The sequence below is a fragment of the Rhizobium sp. BE258 genome, from assembly GCF_031457345.1.
Taxonomy (GTDB): Bacteria; Pseudomonadota; Alphaproteobacteria; order Rhizobiales; family Rhizobiaceae; genus Rhizobium.
On the sequence record NZ_JAVDWL010000001.1, the window covers coordinates 372,974 to 385,379 of the forward strand.

The following is a 12,406-nucleotide window of genomic DNA, read 5'->3' on the forward strand; positions in this document are numbered from 1 at the left end:
AGGAAAAAGACATGGGTGAAGCTGCAAATCCGGTGCTTTCGGTCAAGAACCTGACCACCTCGTTTCTGGTGGATGGCACCTGGAAGCCCGTCGTGCGCGACGTCTCCTTCGATGTCATGCCCGGCGAGACCGTGGCGATCGTCGGCGAATCCGGCTCGGGCAAGAGCGTTACCTCGCTGTCGATCATGAGGCTGCTCGCCAAGAAGCAGAGCAGCGTCGAAGGCAGCATCCTGCTGAACGGCAAGGACATTCTGGCGCTGTCCGACAAGGAGATGCGAAAGGTCCGCGGCAACGACGCTGCGATGATCTTCCAGGAGCCGATGACCTCGCTGAACCCGATCTTCACGATCGGCCGCCAGATCTCAGAGGCGCTGACCTGCCATGGGGAGATGACCAAATCCGAAGCCCGGGTCGAGACGATCCGGCTCCTTGAAAAGGTCCGTATCCCGAACGCATCCTCCCGCTTCGACGAATATCCGCACCAGTTTTCCGGCGGGATGCGCCAGCGCGTGATGATCGCAATGGCACTCGCCTCCCGGCCGAAGCTCTTGATCGCCGACGAGCCGACGACGGCGCTTGATGTGACGATCCAGGGCCAGATCCTCGACCTGATCAAGCTGCTGCAGGAAGAGGAAGGCATGTCCGTTCTCTTCATCACCCACGACATGGGCGTGGTCGCCGAAATCTCCGACCGCACCATCGTCATGTATCGCGGCGAAGCCGTCGAGGCCGGGCCGACCGACGATATTTTCCACCGCGGCAAGCACCCCTATACCCGCGCGCTGCTCTCGGCCGTTCCACGGCTGGGCTCGATGACCGGCCACCAGTGGCCGCTGCGCTTTCCTGTTGTCGACACCACCACCGGCGAGCGTACCGAGCCCGTGGCTGTCGCCGATACCGTCGATCGCGGCAAGACGCCGATCCTCGAGGTCAAGAACCTGACGACGCGCTTTGCAATCCGTGGCGGCGTTTTCGGTACGCGCACCGGCGCGATCCATGCGGTCGAGGATGTCTCCTTCGACCTTTTCCAGGGCGAGACGCTGTCGCTGGTCGGCGAATCCGGCTGCGGAAAATCGACGACCGGCCGATCGATCACCCGGCTGATCGAGCCGAACGCCGGCACGGTCAATCTCGACGGCTACGACGTGACAGGTCTGGATTCATCGCGCCTCCGGCACATGCGCCGCAGCATCCAGATGATCTTCCAGGACCCCTTCGCCAGCCTCAACCCGCGCATGACCATCGGCGCCACCGTGAGCGAGCCGATTGTCGCCCATGATCTCGGAACCCAGGCACAGGCGCGCGACAAGGCGGCCGATCTGCTGGAGCGCGTCGGGCTGAAACCCGACATGATGGAGCGCTATCCGCACGAATTTTCTGGCGGCCAGCGCCAGCGCATCTGTATCGCCCGCGCATTGGCGCTCGATCCGAAGGTCATCGTCGCCGACGAGAGCGTCTCGGCCCTCGACGTCTCGATCAAGGCGCAAGTCTGCAATCTCCTGATGGACCTGCAGCAGAGCCTCAAGCTGGCTTTCCTGTTCATCTCGCACGACATGGCCGTCGTCGAGCGCGTCAGCCATCGCGTCGCGGTGATGTATCTCGGCGAGATCGTCGAAATCGGCCCGCGCGAAGCTGTCTTCGGAAATCCGCAGCACCCCTATACCAAGAAGCTGATTGCCGCCGTTCCGGTTCCCGATCCGTCGCGCCGCGGCATCAAGCGCGGGCTCTCCACTGACGAATTGAAAAGCCCGCTACGCCCGCTCGGCTATGTGCCGCCAAAGCGCTGCTACAAGAGCCTCGGCAACGGCCATATGGTCCAAGTCGAGGCCTGAGACATAGACTCCAGCAGCGATGCGGGCCGCTCTCGATCCGAATATTAATTCCCTGTAATTCTTACCGTTTCGCAATGAAACGGTAATGAACATTTAATTTGTAAATGAACCCTGAGCGGCGCATATCAGTATCAAGCGCTAATTCTTCACGAACACCAGTAATCGCTAAGTAAAGCGGCGGTTTTTAATTTGAAGAGTTTGTGCATTTCGCCCGACGCCCGCGTTCCCCGGAACATCGACGCCGCTTAGCAACCATTTGCAAGGGACCACTCGCCATGTCCAATATCCTCCTCAAGCACCGCACTGCAGCGCTTCTCGGTGCCGCCCTGATTGCCGGCACTGCCGCGCTGCCCTTCACCATCAATGCCGCCTCCGCGGTTGCCGCGCCTGCCGAAGTCAGCGGCAAGTTTGCCCCCGGTGGCTCGTTCGCGCCGATCGTCGATGCCGACAAGCCGGCCGTCGTTACCGTAACGACGACGATGAAGGCCACCGACACCAGCGACCAGCAGTCCTCGCCGATGGATGAGCAGTTCCGCCAGTTCTTCGAGCAGCAGGGCATCCCCATGCCGCGCCAGGCCCCACAACATGACAGCGGCCAGCATGCGATGGCGCTCGGTTCCGGTTTCATCATCAGCCCCGATGGCGTGATCGTCACCAACAACCACGTCATCGACAATGCCATCGACATCAAGGTGACGCTGGATGACGGTACCGAACTGCCCGCCAAACTCGTCGGCACCGATCCGAAGTCGGATATCGCCGTTTTGAAGATCCAGGCTCCGAAGCCGCTGGCGACCGTCGCCTGGGGTGATTCCGACAAGCTGAAGCTCGGCGACCAGATTCTGGCCATCGGCAATCCGTTCGGCATCGGCACCACAGTGACCGCCGGTATCGTCTCGGCCCGTGGCCGCGACCTGCATAGTGGCCCGTATGACGACTTCATCCAGATCGACGCGCCGATCAACCACGGCAATTCCGGCGGCCCGCTTGTCGACCGTGACGGCCATGTCGTCGGCATCAACACCGCCATCTACTCGCCGAACGGCGGCAGCGTCGGCGTTGGCTTCGCCATTCCATCCGCCGAAGCCCGCACCATCGTCGCCAAGCTGCAGAAGAACGGCTCGATCGACCACGGCTATCTCGGCGTGCAGATCCAGGCCGTCACCAAGGATGTCGCCGATGCAGTTGGCCTGACCGATGCCCAGGGCGCTCTCGTCGCTGCCGTATCGGATGATACTCCGGCTGCCCATGCAGGCATCAAGACCGGTGACATTGTGACTGCGGTCGGCGGCGAAGCCGTCAAGACGCCGAAGGACCTGTCGCGCCTCGTTGCCGACATGTCGCCCGGCGCCAAGCAGACACTGACCGTCTGGCGCGATGGCAAGAGCGCCGAACTCAATGTCACCATCGGTGGCAATGACGACGGACAGAAGCAGGCATCTGCCGATGAAGGCGATGGCAAGGTCCAGACCGGCCCGAGCATCGGCGTCGGCCTCGCCGACCTGACGCCGGACACCCGCCAGGAACTGAACCTGCCGCGCGGCGTCACCGGTGCTGTCGTCGCCAGCGTAAACCCCGACAAGACGGCCGCTGCAGCCGGCATCCAGACCGGTGACGTGATCGTCTCGGTCAACGACAAGCCGGTGCATGGCGCAAGCGATGCCAAGACCGCTGTCGCCGAAGCCGCCAAATCCGGCCGCAAGTCGGTGCTGCTCCTGGTCGAGCGCGGTGGCAACAAAACCTTCGTGGCCGTGCCCTTCTCCGCCGCTTAGGGCCCCTCAACGGTCATGGAAGCGCCTCGCATCTCCGGATGCGGGGCGTTCTTGTCATATCTCCACAACTTCCCTGCCACGGCGCTTGACAGCATCCGCCGGTTTCAGCAATATGAAACCGGTTTCAATCGTGCTTGGGGAGAGCGATCGTGCGGTTCGACCTTTCGATCCTTTTGCCGCATATCGGCTTTCTCGCCAAAGGCGCCCTGCTGACGGCAGAGGCCTGCGCGCTGGCGCTGCTCGGCAGCGTCATCATGGGCGCCTTCGTGGCGATCGCCCGTACCTCGTCCTCCAAGGCGCTGCGGCGTGTTGCCTTCGTCTATGTCGATATCTTTCGCAACGTGCCGTTCATCGTGCAGCTGTTCTTCTTTTACTACGGCCTGCCGGAACTCGGCATCTATATCGATGCCTTTACCACCGGCGTCGTGGCGCTGTCGATTGCCGGCGGCGCCTATGCTTCCGATGTCATCCGAGCCGGGATCCTGGCGATCGACCCCGGCATCATCGAAGCGGCTGAGGTCAGCGGCCTGTCGCGCCGGGTGACTTTTACCAAGATCGTTCTGCCGATCGCGCTCAGGACGTCGATCCGGCCGCTCGGCTCGGTGCTGATCAACCTGATCCTCACATCGTCGATCCTCTCGACCATCACGCTGAACGAGCTCACCGGTTCGGCGCAGATCGTCGTGTCGCAGACCTACCGGCCCTTCGAAGTCTATGTCGTGCTGCTGGTTGCGTATGCCGTGCTCACCTATCTCGTGTCGCTTGGTGTCACGCTGCTTCACCGCCGCCTCAACCGTGACTTGATGGAGGCCGTCGGCTGATGCGCTATACCGATTTCACCTCTTACGATTTCGTGCTGCTCGCCCAGGGCCTCGGCGTCAGCGTCGCATTGTTTTTCAGCACGTCGCTGATCGGTCTGCTGATCGGCATTCTCTGGGCAGTCGTGCGCTTCTACCGCGTACCGGTGCTGCTGCAGATCGTTACCTTCGTCTCCGAGCTCCTGAAGAACTCGCCTGTTCTGGTGCAGCTCTTCCTGGTCTTCTTCGGCCTGCCGGCGCTCTTCCATATCCGCATCACGCCTGTTACGGCCGCGACGATCACGCTGTCGGCGAACACCGCCGCCTTCGTCTATGTCATCGCCGTCTCGGCGATCGAATCGATCGGCCGCGACCAGATCGAGGCAGCCCGCGTCTTCGGCCTGACCCGCTGGCAGGTGCTGCGCCATGTCGTGGCGCCACAGGCGATGGCCTTTGCGATCGGCCCGCTGATCGCGCTGCTCGTCAACCAGCTGCAGGTGACGTCGCTGATTTCGGTGATCGGCGTCGTCGATCTCACCAAGATCGGCAATATCCTGAATCTCAGGACGCTGAAGCCGTTCATCGTCTGGACCGCCGTCGGCCTGCTCTATTATGCGACCGCAAAGCTCGTCGCGCTTCTCGGCACCCGTTTCGAAAACCGCCTCAGGGCTCATAGCGCCTGGAGAGGGCTCTGACATGCTCAAAGTAGAAAACGTCAAGAAAGCGTTCGGCTCGACCACCGTCCTTGACGGCATCGACCTGACCATCAATCCCGGCGAGGTCGTCTCGATCCTGGGATCGTCAGGTTCCGGAAAATCGACGCTGATCCGCTGCATCAACGGCCTGGAAAAGCTGAATGGCGGCCGGATCCTTGTCGACGAATTCGACACCGGCAGGCCCAAGGAACTGGCCGAGGCGCGCAAGCGCTCCGCCACCGTCTTCCAGCTGTTCAATCTCTATCCGCACATGACGGTGCTCGGTAACATAACCCTGGCTCCGATCGAGGTTCTGAAGAAGCCGCGGGCCGAAGCCGAAGCAACCGCGCGCGCCCTTCTGGCTTCGGTCGGTCTTGGCGAACGTGCCGATGCCTATCCGGCACAGCTCTCGGGCGGCCAGCGCCAGCGTGTGGGTATCTGCCGGGCGCTTGCCATGCAGCCGCGCTATCTGCTGCTCGACGAAGTGACGAGCGCGCTCGATCCTGAAATGACGGCCGAGGTGCTGGCTATCCTCGCCAAGCTCGCCGAAGAGGGCACGACCATGCTCTTCGTCACCCACGAGATCGAATTCGCCCGACAGATTTCCGACCGGATCGTCTTCCTCGACAAGGGCAAGCTGCTTGTCGATCTGCCGACCGAACAGTTTTTCGCCGCCGATGGCGGCATGGCGCAGCCCCGCGTTGCCCAGTTCCTTTCCAAAATGCGTAAAGATTAGAGGTTTTTCATGCTGCTCATCGCCAACAAAGAAGCCTGGCCGGGTTTTGCTCATACGGTCGATATGCTGCGCAGCGGCGCCAACAGCCTCGACGCCATGGTTGCCGGCATCGGCAAGGTCGAGAGCGAAGTTAAGGTTCGCAGCGTCGGTTTCGGCGGCTGGCCAAACATGATCGGCGACATGGAACTGGATGCCGCTGTGATGGACGGCACTACCCGTGACGTCGGCGCTGTCGGGGCCGTACCCAATACGCTGCCGGTCGCGAAACTGGCCCACGAAGTCATGAAGCGACTGCCGCATGTGATGCTGACAGGCAATGGCGCGCGCCGCTTTGCCAGTGAAATCGGTTTCCCCGAGGACGACGTGCTGTTCGAAGACAGCAAGCGCGTCTGGTGGGAGCGGCTGGAAAAAGAACTGTCGGCCGAAGAACTGGCGAAGTTCCCGAACATTCCGCTGGCGCCGCTCAGCAAGGCGATCACCGATCCCGAGCGCGTCCGCGACACGACCGTGTTCCTCTCGGCCGATCCTACCCGCGGCATTCATGCGGCAACCTCCACGTCTGGCTGGGCGTGGAAATATCCGGGCCGTCTCGGCGACTCGCCGATCCCCGGCGCCGGCTTCTACGCCGACAGCCGCTATGGCGCGGCCGCCTGCACCCATACCGGCGAAATGACCATGCGCTGCTCGACCTCGCGCACCATCGTGCTCGCCATGAAGCTCGGCTATTCGCTCTCCGACGCGATCAAGCTTGCCGTCGAGGAGCTTAGCGAACTCAATACCGGTTTCCTTGCCGGCGTCGTCATTCATGCGGTTGACGCAAAAGGAAATCATGAGGTTGTGAATTTCAGATGCGAGGGCGAGATCAGCTACTGGCTCTGGGAGGATTCGATGTCCGAACCGGAATTGCGGACTGCGAAACAGGCATAATCAACGAAGAGGGAATGGAACAATGAAACGCTTACTCACCGCAATTGCTGCGATCGCTGTTGTCGCAGGCTCGGCTCTGCCGTCCTTTGCCGGCATGCTCGATGATATCCGTTCGCGCGGCACGATCCGCATCGGCGTGTCGCTCGGCGGCGAGCCGATCGGCTTCCGCGACGACCAGAACAATCCCGTCGGCTATGACGCCGATGTCGCCAAGCGCCTGGCTGAAAAGATCGGCGTGCCGGTCGAATTCACCGACGTTTCAGGCGACGCCCGCATTTCCATGCTGGTCTCCGGCCAGATCGACGTGGCGATCGCCAATACCTCGGCCACGCTCGAACGCGCCAAGGTCGTCAATTTCTCGATCCCCTATAACCGTGCCGGCCTGCGCATCATCGTGCAGAAGGATGCGGGCATCAAGGATCTGAAGGATCTCGCCGGCAAGAAGATCGTCGTCGGCCGCGGAACGACGGGCGAAACCTTCCTGAAGACCGCCGTTCCGGATGCGGAACTCGTCTATGTCGACCAGTTCGCGCCCGACGGCGTGCTGCAGCTGCAGCAGAAGCGCGTCGATGCGGCGATCGAGGACTCCTCGCTGCTCGACTATCTCGCGACCAAGAACCCGACGCTGGTGACGCTTGCCGGTCTCTATTCCAACGACCCGATCGGCATGGCCGTCGCCAAGGGCGACCCGGAATTCGTCCGCTGGCTCGACATGTTCGTGTCCGATTACATCCAGTCGGGCGCCTACGAGGCAAACTACAAGAAGTGGTGGGGCGCTGAAGCCAACCCGCCGGCTCTGAACCCGCAGTGGTGAGACAATAAAGGCCGCCTCCGGGCGGCCTTTTCTTTAGGAGGTGGCGCGCAGCACGAAGCGCGTCGGCACCATGATCGGCGGCTGTCCCGGCTTGAACGCCTCCGGATTGGCGATGAAATCGACGATATGCCGGACGTAATCGGACTTGTCGTAGCCGATCGACGAGATCGGATAGGCCTCGAAATCGGTCAGCGACAGGTTGTCGAAGCCATAAAGCCGGAAACGCGGCGGCCGGTTGCCCGGAAAATCCGAGCGGCAGACATCGAGAATGCCCATCGCCATGGCATCCGATGTGCAGAAGATCGCATCGGGACAATCATCACCGGCGAGCACAGCCGCAGCGGCATGTCCGCTGGCATAGGAATAGTCCCCCTGAACCGTGCGCTTCAATTCGATCCGGTGCTGTTCGAAAGCCTTGCGATAAAGACCGATACGCGCATGCTCGACCGGCGAAGAGGCGCGGCCGGTGACCAGACCCGCCGTGCGCACCCGCTTGCTGGCGGCATCCGCGACCGCCTCGAAAATACCGACGGCCTCGTCGGGCATCACGACGGGCGAGAGCTCGTCATGCAGCCCGTTCAGCATGACCACCAGATCGGAGCGGAACATCCGCCGCACGGTGGTCGCATCGGCGAAGTCCGAGAACACCAACCCCGCATCGACATGATAGGCGACACCGTTTCTAAGGAACTCTTCGACGCGTGCGACCGAACCGATGCGCACCAGGATGACCTGTTTGCCGATCGCCTGGATCTGATCGATCAGCCGGTCGAACAGGTCGAGGTCCGACAGATCGTGAATGTGGTTGACGACGACGGCGACGAGATTGACCGTCTTGGTGGTCAGGCTCTGGGCCAAAAGGTTCGGCTTGTAGCCGAGGGCATTGGCCGCATCGATGACACGCTCGCGCTTGTCGGCGGATACCGGCCGCGGCTCGGTCGAAAGGGCCCGGCTTGCGACAGCGCGGGAAACGCCGGCCAGCCGCGCAACATCGGCAATCGTCGGAGCGGCATCACGGCCGGTCGGTGCTTTCATCGTCAGTTGCTTCCCCACCTTCTTCCGGCCTGATACCGCAAGCTTGCCGTCATGGCCATGCTAAATACCAGCCATTTTCAGCCCAAACTGCCAGATTGCGCCGCGCTTCGCAATCTGGCCCAAATGGGTCAGCTCCTTAGGCGGCGAAATGCCTGCATCAAGCCCATTCACCGGAGCCAGATCACTACGGTGATAAGATAGACGAATGCTTCGAAGCGGATTGTGGTATGTGAAAGGCGGGCGGCCCCCGTAGACCGCAGCGCCAGTGGTCTCACCGGAGCGCAGCGTCGCCCTTCCCCTTGCCGAGGATTGAGCCTAGAATCATCGCGATGTCGCGCCATAGGCTGACGGTTTTGACGTACTCGGCATCGGCCGCCGCAAGCTTTTCCGGTGTCGACATGTCAATGCCAGCGATCTGGGCGAGCCCAGTAATGCCCGGCCGGACGGCGAACACGCCTTTGGCCCGGCGCGCCGAGATCACATCTGGCTGTGTCAGCAGGCAGGGGCGCGGCCCTACCAAACTCATGTCGCCGCGCAGCACATTGACGAGCTGCGGGAGCTCGTCCAGCTTGTAGGCACGCAACGTCCTGCCGATCGGCGTGATCCACGCCTCGGCGGCATCGTGAGAGCCGACACTGGGTGTACCGGCTGCCATCGTCCTGAACTTTATGCAGGTAAACGGAACCTCATACCGGCCCACACGCTTCTGCAGGAAAAGCGCGCCGCCGGGAGAAGACCGCCTCACGAGTATAACAAGCACGAGCAAGATTGGCGAAAGCACAATAAGGCCGCCCAGAGACGCGCAAAAATCAAAGAGCCGCTTGATCAGTTGGTTCATTGTCTGTGTCATTTCATGTCCGTAAAGGCACTCGTGAGTCCAGAGCGAGTGCCAGTCCCTCGCTCATACCGAAAGGCGGCGTCCAGCCCAACCGGCTACGGGTTGCGTCTATATCGACTTCCAGCGATCGCGTCAGCCGATACACAAGCTCCTGCTTGCCAAGCGCACGCCCGGCAACTTCGAGCAAAAAACCGGGGCACGGTAATAAGCGTACCGGCGAACCGACCGTTGAACCGATCAACCTCAACAGCTCCGGCGTCGATGGACTTTCACCGTCCCCGGCGAGGAAAGTGCCTCCGGCTGCTGCAGGATGTCCGCTGGCGAGGACGATCAGATCGATCAGGTTGCCAAGATAGACCATCGAGCGCCTGTTGCGAATGGATCTCAGAGGCAGCGGCAACCCACGCTGGACCAAGTTTACCAGCGCGTTGAAACTACCGCGCATATGCCGGCCGTAGACCAGTGGCGAACGAATGACGACCACCTCCATGCCCGTCTGGCCGGAGAGAGAGTGAAGTCCCTGCTCGGCCTCTAGCTTCGTAGCAGCATAGTCTGTCTGCGGATTCGGCGCGTCACCAGCTTTGAACGGCTGCCCGTCCGTGGTCCACTCACCATTCGCTTTAATGGTGCTGACGAACACAAACCTCTTCACGCCTGCGGCAGCGGCCCGTCGCGCAAGATTAAGCGTTCCATCGACATTCACCGCGCGATAGGTCTGAATAGCCGCCGGGTCGCCCTCAACTACGTTCTGATTGACCGATGCCAAATGGACGACGACATTGACGCCGGAAACAGCTGCCGACCAGTCCGTATGGCCGTTTATCTCGCCGACAGGAAATAGCCCTGGGTATGCATGCCGGCCAGCCGCCCGGAACGCAATCCCGCGCTGCCGCAGCGCCTCCTGCATTCCCTTGCCGACAAATCCCGTCGCTCCCGTCAGAAGGAACATTGAAAACCTCGTATACCGACTGGCGAATTCGCATTGCGAACGGCCATTAAACGACTTTCTTGCGCAGCGATACTAGATCGACAACCCGCTCCAAAGGGCTATATCCGGGCGCAAGCTCGGCCAAGGCGATCTTGATGCTCTGGGCATCACCTTCGCGGGCATAGTTAGCGAGCTTGTCGAGCTTCGTCGAAAGTTCGACCCATGGAAAGAATTGCTCGCGTGCGCGCCTGATCTTTGGATGGTCGGTCATCTCGGGATTGTCGCTTATCAGAAGCTCCTCGTAGAGCTTCTCGCCGGGCCTCAGGCCGGTTGTGACAATGCTGATATCACCGTCTGGATTCTGTTCATCTTGAACAGTCAGGCCAGAGAGTTCAACCATGCGGCGCGCGAGATCGATGATCTTGACTGGCTCGCCCATGTCGAGGACGTAAACGTCTCCCCCTGTGGCCATGGCGCCCGCCTGGATCACCAGCTGAGCCGCCTCGGGCACAGTCATAAAGAACCGGGTAATTTCCTCGTGCGTCAGCGTGATCGGGCCACCGCGGCTAATCTGCTGACGAAACAGGGGCACCACAGACCCGGACGATCCCAGCACGTTTCCGAAGCGAACCATCGAAAAGGTCGTGCGATCCTGGCCTTCGGACAGCGCCTGAAGGATCGTTTCAGCCAACCGCTTGGTTGCCCCCATGACATTCGTAGGCCGGACCGCCTTGTCGGTGCTGACCAGGATCATCCGATCGACTCCGGCTGCAAGAGCTGCCTTGGCAACAGAAAGCGTGCCGAAGACATTTGTCTTCACACCCTCGGCGGGGTTCTGCTCGACCAGCGGTACATGCTTGTAGGCCGCGGCATGGTAGACGGTCGATGGCCGCCACGTCGCAACAATACTGCTAATGCGATGCTCGTCGCAAACATCGGCTAGAAGCGGAACAACAGGAAACAGTTGCTCGCCGTCTGCTCCTTCCAGTTCGCTTTGAAGCGAGTAGATGCCGAACTCGTTCTGATCAAGCAGCAGCAGCGCCTTCGGACGAAGCTTTGCAATCTCCCGGCAGAGCTGGCCGCCGATGGATCCTGCCGCTCCGGTAACGAGCACGACGCGATCGCGGACATTGCGCTCCAGAAGTTCCGTGTTGGGAAGTACTGCGATCCGGCCGAGAAGATCCTCAACATCAAGATCGCGCAGGTCCGTCAATTGGGCCTGGCCGGTGGCCAATGCGGAAATATCCGGCACGGTGCGGACCGCAACTTTGGCCGAGCGCAGTCTTTCAAGAATCTCGTTGCGCCTGTTGCGATCGATTTGCGGCAGGGCAAGGAGGACCGTGCGGATCTGAAGATCGTCGCAGATCTGCTCGATTTTCTCCGGGCTATAAATCTTAACGCCGTTGAGCGACATCCCCCTCAGGCCTGTATCGTCATCCAGAAAACCAACAACCTTGAATTCGGCGGAATGACCAAGCGCGCTGACGAGCTGGCGTCCCTGTGATCCGGCTCCATAGACAAGCGTGCGGATGGGAGCCGCCATCCCGCGGATTTCGCTATATGCGTCATATAGAAAGTACCGCGCCACGAAACGTGAAAGACCCACGGCAAGCAGCAGCAACATCGGCTGCAGAATTCCGACGGTTCGCGGGATCGACGGCACGCTAATTATGCTGAAGATCAGCGTGTAGACCAAGCCATAGATCACGACGCACTTAATGACAGTGGCGAAGGCGGCCCACCCCATGAACCGGAAGATCGCTCGGTAGAGCCCAAAGGTTATGAACAACGGCAGCGCGATGACCAGCGACACCGGGATCGTCCAGAACTGTATGCCCGATAAGGCGTACCAGTCGTTGAACCGGAAGCAGAACGCGAGCCACACAGTGATAACGCAAAGGCAAGCATCGAACAGGAGCGCAATGACCCGCTTTGCCGGGCGCGGTAAAGCAAGGATATCTTGAAGGAATTTGTCAAACATGGAACAGGCTCAAGCTCAACACTTTGGGAAGCCGCGCGATAGGCGGATAAC

At 61.0% G+C, this 12,406-nt stretch carries 11 protein-coding genes; 7 read left to right on the forward strand and 4 right to left on the reverse strand.

Annotation, left to right across the window (positions count from 1 at the left end):
* The first annotated feature begins 11 nt into the window (after window positions 1–11).
* The 7 genes from J2X43_RS01855 (at window position 12) to J2X43_RS01885 (ending at window position 7,573) form a co-directional block, all read left to right on the forward strand.
* A complete protein-coding gene (locus J2X43_RS01855; RefSeq protein ID WP_310290442.1) occupies window positions 12–1,832 on the forward strand; it encodes an ABC transporter ATP-binding protein in 1,821 nt (606 codons plus the stop codon).
* A 275-nt stretch (window positions 1,833–2,107) separates the two neighbouring features.
* Window positions 2,108–3,604: a DegQ family serine endoprotease gene (locus J2X43_RS01860; RefSeq protein ID WP_405049555.1), complete on the forward strand. Its 1,497-nt coding sequence runs from the start codon at window positions 2,108–2,110 to the stop codon at window positions 3,602–3,604.
* Window positions 3,605–3,753: 149 nt separating this feature from the next.
* Window positions 3,754–4,425 carry an amino acid ABC transporter permease gene (locus J2X43_RS01865; RefSeq protein WP_310290447.1) on the forward strand — a complete coding sequence of 224 codons (672 nt, stop codon included), beginning with the start codon at window positions 3,754–3,756 and terminating at the stop codon, window positions 4,423–4,425.
* Complete coding sequence (locus J2X43_RS01870; protein WP_310290448.1) at window positions 4,425–5,096, forward strand: amino acid ABC transporter permease; 672 nt, start codon at window positions 4,425–4,427, stop codon at window positions 5,094–5,096. The genes J2X43_RS01865 and J2X43_RS01870 overlap by 1 nt, the downstream gene beginning before the upstream one ends.
* 1 nt (window position 5,097) lies before the next feature.
* On the forward strand, window positions 5,098–5,832 hold the full coding sequence (locus tag J2X43_RS01875; RefSeq protein ID WP_310290452.1) for an amino acid ABC transporter ATP-binding protein: 735 nt from the start codon (window positions 5,098–5,100) through the stop codon (window positions 5,830–5,832).
* Window positions 5,833–5,841: 9 nt separating this feature from the next.
* On the forward strand, window positions 5,842–6,759 hold the full coding sequence (locus tag J2X43_RS01880; RefSeq protein WP_310290454.1) for a N(4)-(beta-N-acetylglucosaminyl)-L-asparaginase: 918 nt from the start codon (window positions 5,842–5,844) through the stop codon (window positions 6,757–6,759).
* Window positions 6,760–6,781: 22 nt separating this feature from the next.
* Window positions 6,782–7,573, forward strand: a complete 792-nt coding sequence (locus J2X43_RS01885) for a transporter substrate-binding domain-containing protein (protein ID WP_310290456.1) — start codon at window positions 6,782–6,784, stop codon at window positions 7,571–7,573.
* 33 nt (window positions 7,574–7,606) lie between these two features.
* On the opposite strand, the gene J2X43_RS01890 is transcribed toward J2X43_RS01885, so the two are convergent.
* The 4 genes from J2X43_RS01890 to J2X43_RS01905 all read right to left on the reverse strand — a co-directional run bounded on the left by J2X43_RS01890 (window position 7,607) and on the right by J2X43_RS01905 (window position 12,355).
* The gene (locus J2X43_RS01890; RefSeq protein WP_112389053.1) at window positions 7,607–8,608 is read right to left on the reverse strand and encodes a LacI family DNA-binding transcriptional regulator; all 1,002 of its coding nucleotides are present in this window, start codon (window positions 8,606–8,608) and stop codon (window positions 7,607–7,609) included.
* A 271-nt stretch (window positions 8,609–8,879) separates the two neighbouring features.
* Entirely contained in the window at window positions 8,880–9,458 is a 579-nt protein-coding gene (locus J2X43_RS01895; RefSeq protein WP_405049556.1) for a sugar transferase, read from the reverse strand.
* A 1-nt stretch (window position 9,459) separates the two neighbouring features.
* Window positions 9,460–10,395 carry an NAD-dependent epimerase/dehydratase family protein gene (locus J2X43_RS01900; protein ID WP_310290461.1) on the reverse strand — a complete coding sequence of 312 codons (936 nt, stop codon included), beginning with the start codon at window positions 10,393–10,395 and terminating at the stop codon, window positions 9,460–9,462.
* A gap of 46 nt (window positions 10,396–10,441) precedes the next feature.
* Entirely contained in the window at window positions 10,442–12,355 is a 1,914-nt protein-coding gene (locus J2X43_RS01905; RefSeq protein ID WP_310290464.1) for a nucleoside-diphosphate sugar epimerase/dehydratase, read from the reverse strand.
* Between the last annotated feature and the right edge of the window lie 51 nt (window positions 12,356–12,406).